Below are 20481 nucleotides of genomic sequence, written 5' to 3'. Positions count from 1 at the left end.
GGATGGGAATGAATCGGGAAAAACAAAGAAAATTATTAATTGCAATTATTGGTCTATTCTTTTTTTCTGGTATATTGCTATATTATCATCAATTTAAGATACCCAGGGTGGCCATGGCCGTTGAAGCAAGTGTTCGGGAAGAATTGGATGAAGATTTTATGCCAAAGGAGCTTGTCTGGGTGGTAGCAAAGCCTGATGGAATCGGCAAGTATACTGAAATAACCAGGGAGCTGTTTGATGAACATATTGTTCAAATCGAGATGCCCACTAAATACATAGTAGAAGGAGCTATTAAAGAAACGGAAGCCATCGAAGGCATGATTACAAAATATAATCTAAGCCATGGACAACAGCTAATCCATGATCAGTTTTTAACTAATGAGGATTGGTATGGTGATGATGAACGATTAAAGGAATTTACTGTCACCAGTCTGGTGGCCAATGAAGTAAAGAGTGGTAATATTGTGGATGTTTTAGTTCATTATGGTAATGGAGACTATGATGTTGTGGCATCGAAAATGAAGGTGAGAAAAATAATTGAGTCTGTAAATGATGAATTTGAACAGGATGAAAAGGACTATACCATCATTTTATCGGTAGATGAAGGGCAATATCGGGATTTAACCCTGGCCCAGGAGCTGGGAAATCTAGAAACCCGACTATATCACGATAAAGAACAGACCCAATCAATAAAAACCTTTGATTACCATAAGGCCCTCCAGCAGCAGCGCATGTCGATATTGAATCAAAAAGAAAATCATGGGGTGACAGATCAGCCAAAGGATCTGATCGTCTATGATAATTAATGGGGTGAAAAAATGCTAGTTGGTATCGTAGCCCCCAGAAGAGCCGTGGGGCAATCAGTAACGACAATTAATTTAACGGCTAAGCTAACACAAATGATTAAAAGAAAGGCCTTAATTATTGACTTTCAGCAAAACCACGATATAGCCCATTATTTGAGTGATAGTCAATGGACAAGGGGACTTGATGAATTTAAAACCCTACTGGATTCAGGTATGCTTCAAAATCCCATCCATTTTAATAAATGTGTAAAAGCAGTGAATCCAATGATTGATATAATGGATGCCAATCGATGTTTTACAGTCAGTTTAGATGATATTAAAGCACTTTTGGAAATGGTTCGGTCAAGCTATCCGATTACATTAATTCATATGGATTTTTTAGGTACGCCGGGATTCAAAGAGATTCTACGTCAAGTCCAGTCCATTATCATGGTCTTGGATCAAAATAAAAGAGCAATACAGTGTGTTAAACATCAACCCATGTATTTAGATGAAAAAGATAAGATTAGCTTTGTGATTAATCGTTGGATGGATCATTATACGGATGAAGTAATTAGATATAATGCTAAGGAAATTAAAAAAGATCTAAAAAATATGGGGTTTATCAATAACGAAATATATCGACTCCCCTTTGATCCATATCTTTTGAATGAATGTAATGATAACAGTATTTTAAATTATGCCTTCCATGAAATTGAAAATACTCAGGGGTACAACAGGGAACTGGAAAGAATGGCAAAATGTATTTTGACACAGGGCGGAGGCTTTTCATTGGAAGAAAATGAAAGGGAGGATAAGGGGGTTAAAAGCGTATTTAGAAGATTTTTAAACCCTAGGAGGAATTTTTAATGAAGCAGGAGTTAAAAAAGATAATCGAAGCGTACTACGCTAAAATAGAAGGAATTTATGAGGATCCTGATTTGTATGCAGGTATATATGGGATTGAACGGGATCAGGCAGCGAAAGAGCTGAAGGATTTCATTTCATTTAAAGACCAGGCTGTTCTGGGGGACTATCGGGCCAGGCGGCTGATTATAAGTCAATATGCTAAGGTGATTGAGGATGTTTTACAAATCAATGAAAGGCAATTGAGGGAAATTATTAATTTGAAGGCCTGGGAGAACAATGACAGCAGGGTATTATTTGAAATTCTGCTGGATCGATATGATATTGGGCAGCTTATTGATCAATATCAATTTCACACTGTAATTTCAAGGGATGACATACTTAAGATATTTGCAGAAAACCTAGAGGAATTAAAGGATTACGGGAACAAGGCAAGGGCAATTAAAATATTGGCCACATTGATTTATGCCCATGAGGATGGACAGGATGCCATCGATACCCTGCAGCATCACAATATAAATGAAATTGGCATATTAGATAAGGATTACATCTATATCGTGTACCGAGGGAAAAAGATAAGGCTGGAATTTTTAAAAATTGCAGATAATGATACAATTATCAACATTCAAAAGAAAACAACCCGAAATAGTAAGATACAATATGACGAACAAAATCCTACCGTGGTTGCCTCGAAAAATAATGCCAGTAGAATTACTGTGGCAGGCTATTCGGCAACGGCCGCTGACTCAGACCTATTATATAATGAGAGAATTTTTAATTTGAAAAAAATCACCCTAGAGGAAATGAAGGAAAATTATGGGACATTAGATGAGCTCATTTACAATCTAATCATTATGAATCAAAAGGGTCGGGGCTCATATTTAATTTCAGGCAGTGATATGGGAGTGGGAAAATCTACTTTTTTGGCAGCCACCATAGAAAAGGTTCCCAATTATTGGGGAATTGGGATTTTAGATACCCAGGATGAGTTGCAGGCTCGAAGGAAGTATCCCTGGAAAAATATTATTACCCTGATAGAAAACCCCAGGCGAACAATCGCCGAACAATTTCAGACAATGCTAAAAATGGCCAGAGATGTTCTGTTTGTCGGTGAGATTACAAAGTCTGAAGAAATCAGCCAGTTGATTAATTGTTGTTTACGGCTTAACGCCGGGGTGGGGGGGACGATTCATTTGTTTTCTCCCTTTGAAGCGGTGGCTAGCTGTAGAAACCTACTTATGGGAACGGATATGTATGATGATAGCCAAAAGGCAGAGGAGGATATTTCCAGGGGAATTGATTTGATTTTTCATCTAAGTAAGCTAGAGGACGGTAAAATCATCATTGAGAGGGTTGTTGAGATTTGTTACCTTGAAAAAAACTACGATCTTCCCCCTGAAACAGATGGGCCCATGGAGGAAAGGCTATCGAATTTAGTTAATATGGCCCAGATCGCCCTATCGAAATACCTTTATCAAAAATGCTACCGCTATAACGAAATTATTCGCTTTGATAGAGGGCATATGTGTTGGCTTCCGGTTAATTTGCCTTCAGACAATTATTTTAAAAAGCTTCAGCAATTTGTTTCGATAGAAGAAATTGAAGCCTTCAAGCGTAGCTTTAGGGATAAAAAGGCCAAAGGCGGGTGCTGAAACAATGATCATAGGGTATATTAGCTTAACGGCAGCCATAGGGCTTTTCGCTATTTTCTTAATTACAAAGTTAATCTTGGTATTTCGTAAACGAAAATATTTAGTCCGTAAAAAAAGCATTAATCCCTTAAGAAGTCTTCGGCTTGCTTTAGAAAAAAACAATGAATTCAAAAAAATATTAAATACCATCGCCATCAGAATCGGAATCTATAATAATTACTCAATGGAAAAAAATAGAGAATACAGTTCCCTTATGCTAATTCTCTTATTGATCATCGCAGCTTGGATATTAAAAGTGACCTTATCTGTTCAAACGGTTTTGTGGTATGTTAAGGTGCTGTATTTGCTGATGGGTATGCTGGTATTGGTATTATTGACCTATCTGACAAATTCCATTGTATTGTTAAAATTTACGCTACAATTGCCCGAGGCCTTTAAGATACTTAACAGTCGATATACCACCGAAGGAGACATTCTAAAGGCCATCGATATTTCCGTAGAAGATTTTAGTGGTGCAATACAAAGAGAAATGATTCGCATTAGAAATGTTTTGCGAAAAAATAACCGAGAAAAGATAGATGAAACCTTTTCGCTATTGGAACAAATGTACCAAGACGAGTATTTTACCCTTCTGTTAAATTTAATTAGTCAAGCCTACTATAAGGGGGGGAAGGAAGGTATTAAAAAGCAGTTTGAAAATATTACCGAAGAAATATTAACGGATATTGAAAATAAAAAGGACTTAATCTTGACCAGCAGGATGTATATGCTGCTGGGTATATTACTTCCCCTGGGATTACCACTCATTAACAAATTCAATGGGGCTGCCCTGGGGGAAAAGTCGACGGAGTTTTTACGGAGTGGTTATGCAGAACGTATGCAATTGATGATTTTAATTACAATTATCTTTTATATCGGCACACTGTTATACATGGAAAAAACCCAATGAAGGAGCAAACCCCATGAAGATAGATAAATTTCTATTCCTTATCCCCTTGTTTTTTGCCATCGTTATTTCGTTTTATATATTCTTCAATAGACGGAATATAAAAATAAAGGCATTAAAGGTCATTCGGCAACGAAGCCTTTATAAAAGATTGATTTTCACCCTGGAAAGGAAGCTCATTCCATTAAAGAAAAACAGGCTGTACCAATGGTATGAAGAAAGGCTGAAATATACATCGTGGTCAGTGGCGAAATATATTATCTGGAGACTGTTATTTTTAGTCTTAATTCTTATGGCAGCAGGAATCATCAGGGTTACAGACATCAAGGCGGACAGTCAACATATTTTTCGCAGCTATTCATATTATATGGAGCCCATCTATTCCCTCAGTATTCCAGAGGAGATGAAGGAATCAGCCTTAGAGCAGGAAGTTTATTTTTTAAATCAGGCTTTGTCGATTTTGTCGCCTGGAAAATTCAAAAATCTTGATAAGATACAGGTAGAGGCAATCATTTATGATTTGATTGCTCAATCGAATAACGAGCAGCTTCAACCAAATCAGATTACTGCCAATAAGGTTTATTATCGACTCAGAGACTTTTATCAAATTAAGCAATATCATAATATTAAATTTTTAATAACAATTCTCATATTAAATGTTTTTCCTCTAATGGGGTTAGGGCTTTATAACTTGATGATTAAGGGAGATAAAAAAAGGGAGCTTCGTTTTCTAAAACGTTTGATTATTCTCAATGGTAGTATTAAGCCGGTGGATTTTATTGAGGTCTTAGTCCGGTTAATTGATAAATCCAAGTATTATGAAAAAATGCTTAGGGCTATTGAAAGAGAAAATAAGAAAAATACAGTTTCCAATCAAACAATTTATCGTCAGTTTATTCATCGAGAAAAGGATATTGACATTAAGCTATTTTTGGAAAAGCTCGATCAGGCAAATAATTATGATTTTGACCAGGCCATTATCAATATAGAAAATGAGTTCAAGCTGGAGCGAAGACAGCAAATCAGAAAGGTAAGAAAGCAAATAGAGTTTATTCATGCCTGGGGAATTATTGGGAGCTTCCTGTTGATTGCATTACTAACAGTATATATGCTTAGACCGTGGTTAACGGCATACGATATGAATCAATTAGTATAGAAGAAGGAGCGAATCATGAAAACAGTTATAGCTACAATAATAATTTCTGTAATGTTACTTGGACTAACAATGGTTGGAATTCAGCTCTGGCGCAATAATATGGAATTAATCAATGTAGCGGCAGGGAAGGTTGAGGATCTGGAAAAGATCAAGGTCACCAGCATGCTTTCACTGGATCAAAATTTGGTGAAGGGAGGTGACGTAGTTTCAGTTATACGTTATTATAGCAGGGATCCAGAGGTAATGGTTGAAGTGACTGTAGGGGGGATCACAAAACAGTATATTGACGAATCATATGTGCCTGATGAATTTTCAATTTCCTACGAAGAAAGCTTTTCTTCTGTAATTATCTATGAGGAAACTAAAATTAAAAAAATCGCGTACTTACAAAAAGAGTAAAGGGGTGCTTGTAAAATGGATAAAACAATTGCAACAATTGTAGGAATTGTACTGGTATTGGGGTTGATTGGATATGCTGTACTGGGACAGGTATCGGGGGCCAAGGATATGGGGGACCGGGCTGCCATTGAACAGCATAAGGTAAATCAAATGCTTCAAGATCCCAATATTGTTACTGGTAATACTGTCAAAAGCTACAGTGGTACTGGAATAGGGTTGGATATTAGAGATGCGGATAATGATCGATTAAGCATTTCCAACGTTGTGGAGGGAGCTTTGTTTAAAATGACAAAATCCTATAATGCTAATGGGGAGCTGGAAAGCATTAAATTTGAACAAATTGACTTAAGTCGATAAACTAATTTCTGAAAGGATGGAGGTTAACATGATAGGAAAAGTGATTGCTGGAATTGTATCTGTTATATTAATCAGTTTTATGGTGGTGTTAATCTCCCTATACTTTCTGCAGGAGACGGTGAAGGGTGAAATCAATGAATTGAATTATCATATGACTGAGGTTGTCGCCACCAATGGTATATTAACCCAGAGTCTTTTTGATCGTTTTTCAGATCAGATTGGAAGATATGGAAGCTACTTTGTCAGGCTAAAACTGGAAAAACAGATAAAACCGGGGGTCTACGATGTTTATTTTGATTATGAGGATATAATCGACAAACGACTGGCTATAGGTGATCGTATTACCATATATCTGGAGGATCAAAACCAAACATTTTTTGGGCGACTGATGTCGGCAAACACTTTAGGTTTCCAGCCGGATAGGATATCGGAAAATCGAATTAAATCTGTTAAGACAGCGATGATTGCAAAAAACGCCAAAGATCTGGTAAAGGGCTATGATGTGATTGTTGAAATAGAGCGGCAAGCACAGATAGATCAGGTGGCAGTTTTTGTGCAAACTAAAATGACAGGTTCGGGAAAATATTATGGTGCCAGCAGTCATCCAGAGGTCAATGTCACCAATCGATATTATGGAGATGATGAAGACGAACAGGCCAATTCAGGCATTAATTACATCTATGATTATGGTGACTTTATACGGAATTTGGAATACGATGCTTTAGGTGAACTTACGCTTATTAAGTTCATTCAACAATAGGAGGCCTTTATGGGACAAGGGGTATCTTTAATTATCATTATGATCTTCTTAATACTACTTTTTTTTGCAGCCTTTCATTTGCAACAAAACCGCTTTGCTGTCGCCGATGTCAAGCACAGCTTGAATTTATCTGCCAAGGCCCTGGCAAAGGCAGTGAATCTGGAAACAACTAATCAAGAGCATATTGCCCTGGGCTATTTTAAAGAAAATATAGAACCTGATATTGATCACGGTTTATTATTGACGGAATTTTATGAAATATTATACAGAAACCTGTACAATCCTGAAGCATATGAAAGCGTAAAGGATCGCATTTTGTTAAAGGTGCTGGTTTATTATGATCGATTCTATATAGCTGACAAACAGGACCGATGGAGTCCCCCCTATTATTTTAATGTAGTACACGAAGGGCAGCTTTATTATTTAACCACCCTTAACGAAATCTATACCTTCAATGAAAAAGGCGAAAAGCAATTAATTAAAATTACTGCCCTAAATATGACAGAGGTTGAAAGGGAAGAAATAATTATTAATCGTATTAATGAAAGGATTGCTTTTGAAACAAGTCGATTTAATGAAGGGGTGCCTTTGGCTGTTGAAATACAAAATCCTGCATCGGTAGATTTTGAGTACATTCGGAATTATGGTCATTTTAATGTATTGGATGGCCTGACCTTTTTTGTGATCTACGGGGAGGAACATAGCGTTGGAATAGACCAAAGAGAATTTCAGTTTACTAATTATAATGTGGTGGGCTATACCCTGGAGGTAGAAAAGGGAATGGCCAGATAAAATAAGAAGCTATTGGCAGGATACAGCCAATAGCTTTTGCTCATTCCCTATCTTTGGTGAGCTTACTTAGATAACGATAGATGCTGGGTTCAGAACAACGAAGCTGCTTTGCCACCTCGCTGACGGCTCCCTTCAGCATAAAAACACCTTTTTGATTCAAAATATCGACGATATTGAGCCGTTCCTCTTGCGTCAATCGATCGATAGGAATATTGGTTTCCGCCAGAACCTTATTCAAAACGGTTTCAACCACCTCTGTAATTGAACCGGAAAGGGTTTCCGCCTCATCTAAAAGGGAATTAACAGATTCATAGGTACTGTTTTGTTCTATTAATTCATCGGGATGACAGAGCTTTAATATTTGATTGCAAATATCTACATATTTTCGATCATCAAAGTTAATACATAATAGTCCGACAAGCTCTTCATTTTCATCTTTAATAAATAGAGTAGAAGATCTTAAAATACGTTGATCATTAGAAACACCATTGTAGTTGAGCTTGTAGTTACTGTTTTTGTAGGTTTTATAGGATACGACATTTAATCCGAAATTCGTCATGGGTGCACCAACAGTTCGTCCGCTGACATGTCCATTGGCAATTGCCACAATTGAGTTGGTGTGATCGCCAATATCATGTAAAGCTATTTCATAGTCAGGCCCCAGGGCCTTCCCTAAAAACTCCACTATAATACTGTACTGTTTCAGTAATTTATCATCCATTTTTTTACCTGCCCTTCAATTGTTTATTGATTCAAATTAAAAAGTGAATTATAGTCTATTCATATCATAATTTCAGATGAAAGTGAAAAAGGTGTAAGTGATTAAAAAAAGAGATTTACGTCGATCGAGTATTAAGTAAAGAAAGATAATTTAGAACGGCGTCTTGGCTTTATACAATAGATTAGCATAACAAAAGGGAATTTGCAATGAAAATAGCAGTTTGATTATAATTTATTATTATAATAAAAAATAATTAATCTATTTTGTTAATGCAAAATTAATTGAATGAAGGAATTTCAAAGGGTATCAGACTAAATGGATATACTTAAGATACTAGCAATTTTTAAGTTTAATAAAAAGTTATTGAATGTGTTGACAAAAAATTATAACAGTGATAATATTATTTCAAAGGAGGCGAAGGAGTATGAAAAAAATTATTAATACAAAGAATGCACCGTCTGCCATAGGTCCATATTCTCAGGGAACCACAGCGGCAGGGCTAATATTTGTCTCTGGTCAGCTGCCAATTGATACGAAAACAGGTGAGTTTGTACCAGGAGGCATCAAGGAACAAACCAGACAATCTCTGGAGAATCTAAAACAAATATTAGAATCTCAAGGCTCAGGGCTACATAATGTCTTGAAAACAACAGTATTTTTAAGTGATATAAATCATTTTAAAGAAATGAATGAAGTGTATGAAGCAGTATTTGGAGAAGGTAACTATCCTGCACGGTCGGCGTTCGAGGTGGCGCGGCTGCCTAAGGACGCATTGGTCGAAATAGAAGCCATTGCTGTCGAGGGTTAACAATATAGAATTTATTCATTTAGAATAAACTATTTTATATTTTAAATGAATGAAGATAAATTAAATTAAAAGTGGGAGGTCTTTGTTATGGGAGTAAAATATGTACCAGAGCCATTTAGAATTAAAATGGTAGAGACAATTAAGATGCTAACTCGGGAAGAAAGAGAACAAAAAATTGCTGAAGCCAAGTACAATTTATTTAATCTTAAGGGCGAAGATGTATATATTGACTTGTTGACCGACAGTGGAACAAATGCAATGAGTCAAGAGCAATGGGCTGGCGTAATGAGAGGTGACGAAGCCTATGCCGGTTCTGCAAGTTATTTTAAACTTATCGAAACAGCGCAAGACATTTTTGGGTACAAGTATATTCAGCCAGTTCATCAAGGCCGTGCCGCAGAAAAGGTTCTATTTGGACTGCTAATGGGAGAGGGTCAATACTCCATCTCTAATATGCATTTTGATACAACAAGGGCCCACGTAGAATTAGCAGGTGCAAGGGCTATTGATTGTGTTGTTCCTGAAGCTGGTGATCCAACAAAAAGAGCACCCTTCAAAGGAAACATGGATACCCAAAAATTAGAGGCTTTAATTAATGAGTATGGTGCAGATAAGATAGCTGTTGTGATTATGACTGTGACAAATAACTCCGCAGGTGGACAGCCGGTATCTGTACAAAACGTAAAGGAAACAGCGGCGATTTGTAAAAAATACGGTATCAAGTTCTGTATTGATGCTGCACGATATGCAGAAAATGCTTACTTCGTAAAACAAAGAGAAGAAGGATATGCAGATAAATCAATAAAAGAAATTGTAAAGGAAATGTTTAGCTATGCAGATATGTTTACAATGAGTGCTAAAAAGGATACAATTGTAAACATGGGTGGGCTGCTTGGTATTAAAGAAGATGAAGAACTGTATCAGGGTTGTAAAGGACGCACAATTTCATATGAAGGCTTCGTAACCTATGGCGGGCTGTCTGGTCGTGATCTTGAGAGCTTAGCAATTGGACTTAATGAGGGCCTAGACGAAAATTACCTGCGTTATCGTATTGGACAAGTGGAATATCTAGCGGGACGTCTTGATGAAGCAGGCATTGCATATCAATCACCAGTAGGTGGACATGGTGTATTCGTAGATGCAAAGGCAATGCTTCCCCATATCCCCTATTATGAATTTCCAGGACAAGCCCTTGCAATTGAGCTTTATAAAGAGGCCGGAATTCGTACATGCGATATAGGGTCTTATATGCTAGGAAATGATCCCGATACAGGGGAACAGTTAAAGTCAAACTTTGAATTTACCCGTCTTGCAATTCCTCGCCGGGTCTATACACAAGCGCATATTGATGTGATGGCCGATGCGTTGATTGCTATCAAAGAAAGAGCAAAGGAAGTAAAAGGCTATAAAATCACATGGGAGCCGCCAGTCCTTAGACACTTCCAGGCAAGCCTTGTTCCAGTAGAAAAATAAAAAACTTACCTGTGGCTATTGCCAGCAATAGCTGCAGGTAATTCTTACCCTTAAAATATTAGACCTGAAGATGTTAAATATAAAAGATAAGAGGTGGAACAATGCCAGATAAACATAATGAAAACGTTGTCATGGAAAATGAGACGTTGGGGGATCGTGATACGTTTAATTCTAAAGTTGGGTTTATTTTAGCATGTATCGGTTCAGCTGTTGGTATGGGAAATCTATGGATGTTTCCCTATCGTGTAGGTCAATTTGGTGGTGCGGCATTTTTAGTTCCTTATTTTTTATTTGTTATGATAATTGGTTTTACAGGGGTAATAGGTGAGATGTCCTTTGGGCGTGCCATGCAAACGGGCCCGTTGGGAGCATTTAAAAAAGCCTTTGAAAGACGGAATAAAAAAAATGGTGATTTGTTAGGACTCATTCCTGTGTTAGGATCTTTGGGAATTGCTATTGGCTATGCTGTTGTTGTGGGATGGATACTGAAATTTACTGTGGGGTCCATTTCCGGAGCCGTAACAACGGCAGCAGACAGCGGAGCTTATTTTGGGCAGATAGCAGGCCCCCTCGGGAGCGTAAGCTGGCACTTTGCTGGGCTGGCGTTGACATTTATTGTTATGCTTTTAGGCATATCAAATGGGATTGAAAAAGTGAATAAGTTCATGATGCCGGCATTTTTTGGATTATTTGTTATTTTGGCTATTCGGGTGGCGACATTACCGGGGGCGACGACGGGATATCAATATTTATTTGTTCCTCAATGGGAGCTTTTAAAGGATCCGAAGACATGGGTCTATGCCTTGGGTCAGGCCTTCTTCTCTCTGTCACTGGCAGGGTCGGGTACCGTTGTATATGGAAGCTATTTGAAAAAAACAGAAGATGTTGTTGGATGTGCCAAAAATGTGGCAATTTTTGATACAATAGCGGCTATGCTGGCGGCGATTGTCATTATTCCTTCGGTATTTGCCTTCGGATTGGATCCGGCAGCAGGACCACCGCTAATGTTTATCACCATGCCCAATGTGTTTAAAATGATGCCCATGGGCCAGCTGTTTGCGATTTTATTCTTCGTAGCAGTATTATTTGCAGGTGTCAGTTCGTTGATGAACTTGTTTGAAACGCCCATTGAAGCCTTGCAACAGAGATTTAAACTATCAAGAGGTACCTCAGTGGCAATCATTGCAGCTGTTTCCGCTCTGGTTGGTCTAATACTGGAGGATGCCGATAAGCTCGGAAGCTGGATGGATGTTGTTTCCATCTATGTCATTCCCCTTGGCGCACTGTTGGCAGGAATTATGTTCTTCTGGGTTTGTGGACCAGGATTTGCCAGGGAACAGGCCCAATTGGGACGGGAGAAAACTATTGGTGCCTGGTTTGAACCTATGACAAAATATGTTTTCTGTGGACTAACGATTGTTGTATACATTTTAGGGATTTTTTACGGCGGTATTGGTTGATTCAGACTGTAGATTTCACTTTATCTCAATATCAAGGGATGTCATATTATCGATATGAACATCCTTTTTTCATCTATTGGAAAGTTTCGTTTATAATAACTAATTTAAGAGAACTTTTCGTCAATAATTTAACCCGGTCAAATTTTCCAATACTGTGGGAAATTTGTCCCAGGCTAGATCTCGTAATCTATATAACCCAGGGCACTGGTGGTGTAAAGGGCTGCTGAGTTAAAGTATGGTTTACGGGGCGAAGCTAAAAGTTTGATTGTTATTGTAGACCTTTGGTTATAATAAATATAGTTGACAGCGGGTATCTAGTTGATATAATAAAATTATTGAATTAATATTTAAGTCATGTTTTTACATATAATGTAGCTTAACTTGAATAAATTAACTATTTTAAGGGTGATTGAATGTTTATTGATCGAGCAGTAATACAATTAAAGGCCGGTAAAGGCGGCGACGGGGCTGTGGCCTTTAGAAGAGAAAAATATGTTCCTGCAGGGGGCCCCCAGGGCGGTGACGGCGGAAAGGGAGGAAATATCATCTTTGAAGTAGATGAAGGTATGCGAACCCTTATGGATTTTCGATATAAAAAACACTATGTCGCTGAGAATGGTGAAAACGGTGGTAAAAAAAACATGTTTGGCAAAGATGGCCAGGATTTAGTATTAAAGGTTCCTCCAGGAACCATTATTAAAGAAGAAAAAACAGAAAGAATACTGGCGGATTTAACAGATAAAAATGATCGTAAAATTATAGCCCGTGGTGGAAAGGGAGGCAAAGGAAATACTCATTTTAAAACTGCAACCCGACAAGCACCACGGTTTGCCATAGCAGGTGAAGCGGGGGAGGCATTAACCGTTGTATTAGAATTAAAGCTAATTGCCGATGTAGGATTAATTGGCTTTCCTAATGTTGGGAAGTCTACATTTTTATCTGTAGTAACCAGTGCGACACCTAAAATTGCAAACTATCATTTCACCACCATTACGCCTAATTTGGGAGTAGTATCAACTAAGTATGGAGATAGCTTTGTTTTAGCAGATATACCGGGTTTGATTGAAGGCGCCCATGAAGGCGTGGGACTGGGGCATGATTTCCTGAGGCATGTGGAAAGAACAAAGCTGTTAATTCATGTATTAGATGTGGCCTCGGTAGAAGGGCGAAACCCCCTGGAGGATTTTGAAAAGATCAATCAGGAGCTCAAACTTTATAGTGAAAGGCTGGCTAAAAAACAACAAATTGTTGCGGCCAATAAAATAGACCTTCCTGGTGCAGAAGAACAGCTTGAAATATTAACAAAAAACCTGGAGGAACAGGGGATCAGGGTGTTTCCAATTTCTGCTGCCACCAATAAGGGCTTAGATGATTTAATGGTATATGTTTCAAGTAAATTAAAGGAGATAGAAGATCAAGAAAGAGAAGTGGTTTCTGAAGAGGAGACAGAAAAAATATACAAATTTAAAGATGAGCCTGATAACCTCTATACCATTCGTAAGGAAAATAGTACTTTTATAGTAGAAGGAAAATTTGTAGAGAGACTTGTTAATTCTACAAATTTTGATGATGTAGATTCTTTAGCCTATTTCCAAAAAGTGTTGAGAAGGAGAGGAATTATCGATGAACTAAAGGAATTGGGAATTAATGATGGTGATCTAGTTAAAATTGACGAAATAGAATTTGAGTATTATGACTAGGAGACGGGGGTAAAGTAGTTATATGAGCTGTATTAATTGTGAAAATTGCAAATTAGATACGAAAACATATTTCTGCATTGCAAAGAATGATTTTGTCGTAAAGGAACGGGAACAGGCAGTAGAGAAGGTTCGTTCAGGCTGGAAAAAGGGCGTCAAGGAATACGAGGTTCATCGAAGAAAGGCAAGGAAGGAAATAGAGGTTTAATAGAAAAGGAGCAGATTAATGTTAACAGGAAAGCAAAGAAGCTATTTAAAGGCGTTAGCCCATAAAGAAAAGCCTATAACCCAGATTGGTAAGGGGGGCATTACTGAAAATTTTATTGAGCAGTTGGATCTAGCCCTTGAAGCCAGGGAGTTGGTGAAAATTTCGCTGTTGGAGACAAGCCTGCTGGATGCAAAGGAAGTTGCCAATGAGCTGGCAGAGGAATTAAGGGCTGAATTTGTTCAGGCCATTGGTAATAGGTTTGTTTTATATCGAGAATCAAAGAAAAATCCAAGAATTCAATTACCCAAAAACTAGTACATTGTGTACTGGTTTTTTTATGCTTTTATTTAAAATACGGTGTTGAATATATAAAATATTCCCCTTTAAGTAATTTTACCGGGCAAGAGAGTATTCAATGACGAAATTTATTGTTTGAAAATTATTCAACAACCTTAAAAAATAAAAGTTTATAGAAATATTCAATAGAATGTAAAAAATATTATTATTGTATTGGAAAAAGTGCCGAATTATCAATGAAATTTTTGAGTTTATATTAAAATATTAATGTATCGTTAATTTAATTTTTAAAAACGATTAGTCTAAGAATATCATCTGGCGCTGTTCTGTAAAACCAGTTCAAATCATACTTTGAGAGGAACTGTGTTTTTTTATGCTAAAAATAACAAAAAATATTTAAATAATACAAATTCTAGCAGGAATATACAATATTATATCGAATTAAATAATAAATTGTAACTTTAAATTTTGGAATTTATGTAAATGAAACTAGGAAAAGAGGCCTATGAATGAATCATTTTAAGGTGATTCAGAGTATTCTGTTACTATGTTTAATAATAGCTGCAGTGTACACTGATATCAAATCTAATAAAATAAAAAATAAGCTGGTCTATTCTATGATGCTCATGGGAATTGTCATCAATGGCATGTCGGGGCAGCAGGGAATAAAGGAATCCTTTTTTGGAATACTGCTTCCTGGTTTATTCCTTTTACCTTTATTTCTCCTCAGGATGCTCGGTGCAGGGGATATTAAGCTATTCAGCGCTATCGGCTCCATCACAGGAAGCACATTTATTATTAAGTGTATGCTCGCTTCATTTTTAGCAGGCGGTTTGATGGCCCTTTGTATTATGATCATAAAGAAAAATATGAGGATAAGGTTAATGAATTTATTTCAATACTTAAAGGCTTCTTTTCTTACCCGAAGTTTGCTGCCTTACCAGGATTTCAACAGAAAGGACAATGGACACTTTCCCTTTGCGGTGGCCATCGCTTTGGGGACTTTAATCGTCAGCTTGCAAATAAAAATATAGAGAAAGGAAGGGAAAAATGGTTAAAATCAATTTAATTATTGCAGATCCCGATTTAGCCTATTTAAAGGCTATAGACAGTTATTTTTCAGAACATTATTCCCATCGTTTTCATATTTTTCTCTATTCTCATGGAGAAGCTTTGGCCAAAAGAACAGTGATGAACGTCGATGGGGCTGACATATTACTTGTAAACCCTAAGCTATTGACTGAAGAAATCGAAAGCGTATACGAAGGTAAAATCATTTTATTGTCTGAAGGCAGGCTAGGTCAGCATTTAGATCAATATCCTAGTATTTTTAAATATCAGAGGGGAGACATGCTGGCAGCAGATATTTTACAGAATTTATCGCTACTCACTAATGATGTAACGCCTCTACAGGTTAGTACACGTTCTGCCAAGCTGGGGCTGTTCTATTCGGCAGAGGGAGGTGCGGGAAAAACCACCCTGGCTTTGGCGTTAGGGTCGCTTTTGGCTGGAATGGGAAAAGAGGTGCTTTATCTTAACTTTGAAATTTTTCCGTCGACAGAGTTATATTTTGACTGTCAGCGTACCCAGCAGGGAGGACAGCTCTATTATTATATGAAGGGAGATCAAAAACAGCTAAAAATGAAGCTGGAAGGTTTGCGGCTAAAGGATCCTTCAACACAGTTAAATTATTATCCGCCTGCCGAAGTTCCATCGGAATTCAATGAAATTACACCTGATGAACTAAGGAATTTTATTCACGAAGTTCAAAAGAGTGGTCTTTATGACTATGTTTTAATTGATGTAAGCAGCAGCTTCGATGATAAAATTGAGACCATGTTAGAACTAAGTGATTCAATCGTGCTGCTGATTAATGATACCCCAGGGGGAAAAAGCAAAACGGAGATTTTGTTTAAAATGCTGGAGGTCAATGATTTCCATAAGGATAAGATGATCTTGTGCTATAACCGGGTCAAAGACCTTCAGGCTTTGGAGGAAACAAAGAAAGACCTGCGGCTATATTTACCCTCTGATCCCAGTTTGCTTATTAAAAGAGGGGCATTCTATCAAATAAATTTGAACAGTCTTTATGTTAAATCCCTTAAAGGATTGGTTGAAAGCTTTGTTAACTTATAACTGAGGTGTAATATATGGAAAAAAGGCCTTTAAATGAAGTCATAGAGCTGGTAAAGGAAAAGGTTAGGGAAGGACTGGACCTAAAAAGTAATATAGAGGACGATGAAATAATTGATGTGATTGAAAGGGTTGTTTTTGATATTGCCAGAGACAACCGACTTATGCTTGCAGAAAAGCAGCAGGTAGTAGAGGCTGTTTTTAATGGACTAAGAAGATTGGATATACTACAGCCCCTTTTAGAGGACGACACGATCACAGAGATAATGGTAAATGGGCCTGATATGATCTTTATCGAGCGACAGGGGATGAGTCATCAATATCCAAGTCGTTTTAGCAGTCAACAGAAATTGGAAGACGTTATTCAGGCCATTGTCTCAAAGGTCAATCGAGTAGTAAACGAATCGTCCCCCATTGTAGACGCCAGGCTTCAGGATGGTTCCAGGGTCAATGTGGTTCTGCCACCCATTGCCATCAATGGCCCGATATTAACCATCAGAAAGTTTCCCCAAAAACCTATGACAATTGAGGATTTAATCAATGGTGGTGCTATAACAGAAGAAGCAGCTACCTTCTTAAAGCAGCTCGTGGTGGCAAAGTACAATATTTTCGTTTGTGGGGGAACTGGTTCAGGTAAAACTACATTACTCAATGTGCTATCTAACTTTATTCCTAGGGAAGAAAGAATCATTACGATAGAGGATTCAGCAGAGCTGCAAATCCTTGAAATAGATAATCTGGTAAGGCTTGAAACCCGTAATGCCAATGTAGAGGGAAAGGGAGCGGTTTCTATTCGGGAGCTAATCAGAGCTTCCCTGCGTATGAGACCCGAGAGAATCATTGTAGGGGAAGTAAGGGGAGCCGAGGCAATTGATATGCTTCAAGCTATGAATACAGGTCACGACGGGTCCCTTTCAACTGGTCATGCTAACTCCACGAAGGATATGATAAGTCGGCTTGAGACCATGGTTTTGAGCGGGTCCCCCCTTCCATTAGAGGCCATTAGACAACAGATTGCTTCGGGAATCGATATTATGGTGCATCTTTCCAGGCTAAGGGATAAGAGCAGACGTGTCATGGAAATTTCAGAGGTTGCAGGAATTGAAGGGGGACAAGTTAAATTAAATCCACTCTTTCTCTTTGAGGAATTTGAAAGTGGTGACCAGGGCCCATTGGGGCGGCTTATTCGAACATCCAATTTATTATTGAATACCGATAAATTAAAAATGGCGGGTATAGCCTGGAAAGGATAAATTATGGGGTTACAATTTATATTAATTTTAATAGCAATCATATCCTTCTTGATCATTCTTTATTTGATGTTTCCCGGTAGACTGCAAAAGCTTAAGGAACCAGCTCTTTTGAGAAGTAAAGGTGAGAAGCCTCAAAATGAAATGAAAGATTACAGCACCTATCAGATGCCCTTTGGCGAAAGGCTTATATATATTTTTCAGGCCATGTTAATATTATTTCTCCTGGGCTATGTGTTCTATCAACATTTACTCCTTTCATTGGTTTTAACTCCCCTAGCCCTGTATTATCCTAAAATCAAGAGAAAGGAAATAATTGTAAGTAGAAAGCTTCAACTGAATATTGAATTTAAGGATGCCCTTTATGCCATATCTTCTTCCCTTTCGGCCGGGAAGTCCATGGAGGCATCCCTTCGGGATGCCATTAGGGATTTAAAGCTACAATATGCCGGCGAATCAACATTCATCATTTCTGAATTAGAATTAATCATCGGCAAGCTGGAAATGAATGAGACTATCGAAAGTGCCTTCCATGACCTGGCTTCCTATTCTCATCTGGAGGATATACAGAATTTTGTTGATGTCTTTGTTACCAGCAACCGTGCTGGGGGGAATCTGGTGGAAGTGATGAAAAATACCAGTAAAATTATTGCGGAAAAGTTAGAGTTTAAGCAGGATTTGGAGCTATTACTGGCCCAGCGAAAATTCGAACAACGGGTATTGATGGTGCTGCCGGTATTACTGATTATAGTTTTAAAGGCCACTGCTCCGGATTATATGGCCCCGGTCTTTACTACAGCGGTTGGAAGGGTCGTGATGACAATAGCCCTGGTTCTGATGGGCATTGCCCTTTGGTTGTCTAAGAAAATAATGAATATCGAGGTGTAGGCATGGTCTTTCAAATCATTTTTATTGTCTTACTTATTGTAGAAATTACTTTATATATAATTGGGCGAAAAAGATATAGCCAAATGTTTGAGTCCTTAAATCAAAAACAATATCCCTTAAGGCAAATGCTGCCAATGGGTTACCTCCTTTTGGCAGAGACAGGCTATCGGTATCAGACAAACTACGATAGAAGAATGGCGTCTCGTTTTAATGAGCTTTACGGCCCTAAGGAGGGGCAAAGATATTTGAGAATTCACTGGGCCAATCAGGTGACAATGGTTCTTATTATTTTTCTCATATTATCGATCTTTGCTGTCGCACTGGAGGACAGCCTTGATCGAGAAGGAATTTTAGCAGTGCTGCTGCTGCCTGCTGCTGCCGTTTATGGGCTCAATCAAGAGGTCAATCAACAGGTTAAGAGAAGACAGATGCTGTTAAAGCTAGATTTTACCGAATTCCTCAACAAATTAATTTTATTATTAAATGCAGGAATGAATCTATCCAGGGCCTGGCAGAAAATCACCGAGGAAAGCGAAAGTGAACGGCCCCTCTATCATGAGCTTAGGGTGACGCTGGCAGAAATACGGGGAGGCAGATCAGAGGCTGAAGCCTATGAAGACTTTGCCAATCGGTGCAGGACTCCTGAGATATTTAAATTTATAACGCTGGTTCTTCAAAATATGAAAAAGGGAAGCGGAGAAATGGTGGGCATGCTCAGGCTGTTATCCAGTGAATGCTGGATTATGAGAAAAAATACAGCCAAGCTGTTGGGTGAGGAGGCCTCTACAAAGCTATTATTTCCCATGATGGTAATGTTTTTTGCCATTATTTTAATTGTGATGACACCGGCTATTTTGGCCCTGTCACAAATGTAATGGTGCTATTCGATGAAAGGGGGTGGTTAGAATGTTAAAACTATTGAAAGAGTTTATTTTAGAGGAAGATGGATTGGGTACTGTTGAACTGGTTCTTTTAATTGCGGTGTTAGTAGGTTTAGCACTTATGTTTAGAAAAACGATTGTTAGATTTGTTCAAAATGTGTTAGGTAACATCGAAGGAAATGAACTTGATCCAAATTCGATTGAAAACGGAATTTAATTAAAATTCTTATGGGAGGCTAGGGTTATCCTGGCCTCCTCAAAAAGGATGGGGGCAATGCTTAAAAAGCTGGAGAATCTAAGTCAAAAAAAGAATTTCAATCGAAGGGGCAGCATGACCATAGAATTGGCAATTATATTTCCTGTTATGATCTATGCCTTAATTACTGTATTTTATATATTATTGATACTATATGAATATGCAGCAGTACAGTCCCTTGCAGACCGAACTGCAATGAATGGTGGTTTAACTTGGTCTAGGCTGGGCCAGTCGGCTGAAAGTAAATCATTGCTTGAATCTGGAGAAGTAACGCTTCGTCAGCTTAAGACTCCCCTCTATTGGAGATTGGGGATATTTAGCAATAACAAAACTAAGAAAGATATTATTAAAGAATATCTTCAAGAGGAGCTGAAGGAACATCGGCTGTTAACTCCAAAGGAAGCTGTAATTGATGTAGACTATAAAAATTATCTATTTTATCAGAAGCTTATTATTGACATCCATATCAAATATCAACCCCCCTTTCCCTTTATTAATCAAATTATGGGAAGTAAAGGTCATCAATTGACCGTTCGTTCAGAGGCAAGGGTAAAGGATGCCCCTGAAATCATAAGAAATATAGATTTTGCAGGGGATTTACTGGAGGAATTTGAGGTGACCTCGAATTTAAAGGAAAAATATTTTGATTCTATACGAGAAGTAAGAGACAAGGTACAGAACTTTTTTAAATAGGC

General features: G+C 37.9%; 23 protein-coding genes. 22 read left to right on the top strand and 1 reads right to left on the bottom strand.

The genetic code is table 11. The annotated features are described in order from the left end of the window. Nucleotides 1-8: 8 nt before the first annotated feature. The 9 genes from ACYQ1I_RS17195 to ACYQ1I_RS17155 are packed head-to-tail and all read left to right on the top strand — an operon-like array spanning nt 9 to nt 7714. Nucleotides 9-806: a CpaB family protein gene (locus tag ACYQ1I_RS17195; protein ID WP_459767522.1), complete on the top strand. Its 798-nt coding sequence runs from the start codon at nt 9-11 to the stop codon at nt 804-806. A gap of 12 nt (nt 807-818) precedes the next feature. Then, a complete protein-coding gene (locus ACYQ1I_RS17190; RefSeq protein WP_459767520.1) occupies nt 819-1655 on the top strand; it encodes a CpaE/TadZ family protein in 837 nt (278 codons plus the stop codon). Continuing rightward, complete coding sequence (locus ACYQ1I_RS17185) at nt 1655-3304, top strand: P-loop NTPase family protein (RefSeq protein WP_459767519.1); 1650 nt, start codon at nt 1655-1657, stop codon at nt 3302-3304. The genes ACYQ1I_RS17190 and ACYQ1I_RS17185 overlap by 1 nt, the downstream gene beginning before the upstream one ends. A gap of 4 nt (nt 3305-3308) precedes the next feature. Continuing rightward, nucleotides 3309-4253: a hypothetical protein gene (locus tag ACYQ1I_RS17180; protein WP_459767517.1), complete on the top strand. Its 945-nt coding sequence runs from the start codon at nt 3309-3311 to the stop codon at nt 4251-4253. Between the two features lie 13 nt (nt 4254-4266). Beyond that, nucleotides 4267-5406: a hypothetical protein gene (locus ACYQ1I_RS17175; RefSeq protein ID WP_459767515.1), complete on the top strand. Its 1140-nt coding sequence runs from the start codon at nt 4267-4269 to the stop codon at nt 5404-5406. Nucleotides 5407-5421: 15 nt separating this feature from the next. Further along, on the top strand, nt 5422-5805 hold the full coding sequence (locus tag ACYQ1I_RS17170) for a hypothetical protein (RefSeq protein WP_459767513.1): 384 nt from the start codon (nt 5422-5424) through the stop codon (nt 5803-5805). A gap of 15 nt (nt 5806-5820) precedes the next feature. Then, complete coding sequence (locus tag ACYQ1I_RS17165) at nt 5821-6162, top strand: hypothetical protein (protein ID WP_459767511.1); 342 nt, start codon at nt 5821-5823, stop codon at nt 6160-6162. 28 nt (nt 6163-6190) lie between these two features. Then, nucleotides 6191-6922 (top strand): hypothetical protein, encoded by a 732-nt coding sequence (locus ACYQ1I_RS17160; protein WP_459767509.1) that lies wholly within the window; start codon nt 6191-6193, stop codon nt 6920-6922. Nucleotides 6923-6931: 9 nt separating this feature from the next. Next, nucleotides 6932-7714: a hypothetical protein gene (locus ACYQ1I_RS17155; protein ID WP_459767507.1), complete on the top strand. Its 783-nt coding sequence runs from the start codon at nt 6932-6934 to the stop codon at nt 7712-7714. A 40-nt stretch (nt 7715-7754) separates the two neighbouring features. Here the strand turns inward: ACYQ1I_RS17155 and ACYQ1I_RS17150 are convergent, their stop codons facing one another. Next, the gene (locus tag ACYQ1I_RS17150; protein WP_459767505.1) at nt 7755-8435 is read right to left on the bottom strand and encodes a helix-turn-helix transcriptional regulator; all 681 of its coding nucleotides are present in this window, start codon (nt 8433-8435) and stop codon (nt 7755-7757) included. 424 nt (nt 8436-8859) lie between these two features. On the opposite strand from ACYQ1I_RS17150, the gene ACYQ1I_RS17145 reads away from it, so the two are divergent. The 13 genes from ACYQ1I_RS17145 (at nt 8860) to ACYQ1I_RS17085 (ending at nt 20479) form a co-directional block, all read left to right on the top strand. Next, the gene (locus ACYQ1I_RS17145) at nt 8860-9243 is read left to right on the top strand and encodes a RidA family protein (protein WP_459767503.1); all 384 of its coding nucleotides are present in this window, start codon (nt 8860-8862) and stop codon (nt 9241-9243) included. Between the two features lie 87 nt (nt 9244-9330). Then, nucleotides 9331-10716 (top strand): tryptophanase, encoded by a 1386-nt coding sequence (locus ACYQ1I_RS17140; RefSeq protein ID WP_459767501.1) that lies wholly within the window; start codon nt 9331-9333, stop codon nt 10714-10716. A 101-nt stretch (nt 10717-10817) separates the two neighbouring features. Further along, on the top strand, nt 10818-12176 hold the full coding sequence (locus tag ACYQ1I_RS17135; protein WP_459767499.1) for a sodium-dependent transporter: 1359 nt from the start codon (nt 10818-10820) through the stop codon (nt 12174-12176). 413 nt (nt 12177-12589) lie between these two features. After that, nucleotides 12590-13876, top strand: a complete 1287-nt coding sequence (gene obgE, locus ACYQ1I_RS17130; protein WP_459767497.1) for a GTPase ObgE — start codon at nt 12590-12592, stop codon at nt 13874-13876. A 22-nt stretch (nt 13877-13898) separates the two neighbouring features. Beyond that, nucleotides 13899-14081 carry a hypothetical protein gene (locus ACYQ1I_RS17125; RefSeq protein ID WP_459767495.1) on the top strand — a complete coding sequence of 61 codons (183 nt, stop codon included), beginning with the start codon at nt 13899-13901 and terminating at the stop codon, nt 14079-14081. An 18-nt stretch (nt 14082-14099) separates the two neighbouring features. After that, nucleotides 14100-14396 carry a ribosome assembly RNA-binding protein YhbY gene (gene yhbY / locus ACYQ1I_RS17120; protein WP_459767493.1) on the top strand — a complete coding sequence of 99 codons (297 nt, stop codon included), beginning with the start codon at nt 14100-14102 and terminating at the stop codon, nt 14394-14396. Nucleotides 14397-14887: 491 nt separating this feature from the next. Then, nucleotides 14888-15412, top strand: a complete 525-nt coding sequence (locus tag ACYQ1I_RS17115) for an A24 family peptidase (RefSeq protein WP_459767491.1) — start codon at nt 14888-14890, stop codon at nt 15410-15412. A 16-nt stretch (nt 15413-15428) separates the two neighbouring features. Then, nucleotides 15429-16514 (top strand): AAA family ATPase, encoded by a 1086-nt coding sequence (locus ACYQ1I_RS17110; protein ID WP_459767490.1) that lies wholly within the window; start codon nt 15429-15431, stop codon nt 16512-16514. Between the two features lie 14 nt (nt 16515-16528). Further along, entirely contained in the window at nt 16529-17764 is a 1236-nt protein-coding gene (locus tag ACYQ1I_RS17105) for a TadA family conjugal transfer-associated ATPase (RefSeq protein WP_459767488.1), read from the top strand. Nucleotides 17765-17767: 3 nt separating this feature from the next. Then, complete coding sequence (locus tag ACYQ1I_RS17100) at nt 17768-18649, top strand: type II secretion system F family protein (RefSeq protein WP_459767486.1); 882 nt, start codon at nt 17768-17770, stop codon at nt 18647-18649. A 2-nt stretch (nt 18650-18651) separates the two neighbouring features. Beyond that, nucleotides 18652-19524, top strand: coding sequence for a type II secretion system F family protein (locus ACYQ1I_RS17095; protein WP_459767484.1), 873 nt, complete (start codon nt 18652-18654; stop codon nt 19522-19524). 31 nt (nt 19525-19555) lie between these two features. Beyond that, on the top strand, nt 19556-19747 hold the full coding sequence (locus ACYQ1I_RS17090; protein ID WP_459767482.1) for a Flp1 family type IVb pilin: 192 nt from the start codon (nt 19556-19558) through the stop codon (nt 19745-19747). Nucleotides 19748-19804: 57 nt separating this feature from the next. Further along, nucleotides 19805-20479: a TadE/TadG family type IV pilus assembly protein gene (locus tag ACYQ1I_RS17085; protein WP_459767480.1), complete on the top strand. Its 675-nt coding sequence runs from the start codon at nt 19805-19807 to the stop codon at nt 20477-20479. Nucleotides 20480-20481 lie beyond the last annotated feature (2 nt).

This window comes from Alkaliphilus crotonatoxidans (assembly GCF_054658015.1).
Note: the sequence above shows the minus strand (reverse complement) of the source record. Positions and strands in the feature narration are given on the sequence as shown.

Bases quoted from the DNA above. Each gene is read 5' to 3' on its own strand.
- ACYQ1I_RS17135 (WP_459767499.1), top strand. From the start codon at position 10,818: ATGCCAGATAAACATAATGAAAACGTTGTCATGGAAAATGAGACGTTG.
- ACYQ1I_RS17100 (WP_459767486.1), top strand. From the start codon at position 17,768: ATGGGGTTACAATTTATATTAATTTTAATAGCAATCATATCCTTCTTG.
- ACYQ1I_RS17115 (WP_459767491.1), top strand. From the start codon at position 14,888: ATGAATCATTTTAAGGTGATTCAGAGTATTCTGTTACTATGTTTAATA.
- ACYQ1I_RS17095 (WP_459767484.1), top strand. From the start codon at position 18,652: ATGGTCTTTCAAATCATTTTTATTGTCTTACTTATTGTAGAAATTACT.
- yhbY (WP_459767493.1), top strand. From the start codon at position 14,100: ATGTTAACAGGAAAGCAAAGAAGCTATTTAAAGGCGTTAGCCCATAAA.
- ACYQ1I_RS17160 (WP_459767509.1), top strand. From the start codon at position 6,191: ATGATAGGAAAAGTGATTGCTGGAATTGTATCTGTTATATTAATCAGT.
- ACYQ1I_RS17170 (WP_459767513.1), top strand. From the start codon at position 5,422: ATGAAAACAGTTATAGCTACAATAATAATTTCTGTAATGTTACTTGGA.
- obgE (WP_459767497.1), top strand. From the start codon at position 12,590: ATGTTTATTGATCGAGCAGTAATACAATTAAAGGCCGGTAAAGGCGGC.
- ACYQ1I_RS17150 (WP_459767505.1), bottom strand. From the start codon at position 8,435: ATGGATGATAAATTACTGAAACAGTACAGTATTATAGTGGAGTTTTTA.
- ACYQ1I_RS17125 (WP_459767495.1), top strand. From the start codon at position 13,899: ATGAGCTGTATTAATTGTGAAAATTGCAAATTAGATACGAAAACATAT.
- ACYQ1I_RS17185 (WP_459767519.1), top strand. From the start codon at position 1,655: ATGAAGCAGGAGTTAAAAAAGATAATCGAAGCGTACTACGCTAAAATA.
- ACYQ1I_RS17195 (WP_459767522.1), top strand. From the start codon at position 9: ATGAATCGGGAAAAACAAAGAAAATTATTAATTGCAATTATTGGTCTA.
- ACYQ1I_RS17090 (WP_459767482.1), top strand. From the start codon at position 19,556: ATGTTAAAACTATTGAAAGAGTTTATTTTAGAGGAAGATGGATTGGGT.
- ACYQ1I_RS17085 (WP_459767480.1), top strand. From the start codon at position 19,805: ATGCTTAAAAAGCTGGAGAATCTAAGTCAAAAAAAGAATTTCAATCGA.
- ACYQ1I_RS17140 (WP_459767501.1), top strand. From the start codon at position 9,331: ATGGGAGTAAAATATGTACCAGAGCCATTTAGAATTAAAATGGTAGAG.
- ACYQ1I_RS17155 (WP_459767507.1), top strand. From the start codon at position 6,932: ATGGGACAAGGGGTATCTTTAATTATCATTATGATCTTCTTAATACTA.
- ACYQ1I_RS17145 (WP_459767503.1), top strand. From the start codon at position 8,860: ATGAAAAAAATTATTAATACAAAGAATGCACCGTCTGCCATAGGTCCA.
- ACYQ1I_RS17180 (WP_459767517.1), top strand. From the start codon at position 3,309: ATGATCATAGGGTATATTAGCTTAACGGCAGCCATAGGGCTTTTCGCT.
- ACYQ1I_RS17110 (WP_459767490.1), top strand. From the start codon at position 15,429: ATGGTTAAAATCAATTTAATTATTGCAGATCCCGATTTAGCCTATTTA.
- ACYQ1I_RS17105 (WP_459767488.1), top strand. From the start codon at position 16,529: ATGGAAAAAAGGCCTTTAAATGAAGTCATAGAGCTGGTAAAGGAAAAG.
- ACYQ1I_RS17175 (WP_459767515.1), top strand. From the start codon at position 4,267: ATGAAGATAGATAAATTTCTATTCCTTATCCCCTTGTTTTTTGCCATC.
- ACYQ1I_RS17190 (WP_459767520.1), top strand. From the start codon at position 819: ATGCTAGTTGGTATCGTAGCCCCCAGAAGAGCCGTGGGGCAATCAGTA.
- ACYQ1I_RS17165 (WP_459767511.1), top strand. From the start codon at position 5,821: ATGGATAAAACAATTGCAACAATTGTAGGAATTGTACTGGTATTGGGG.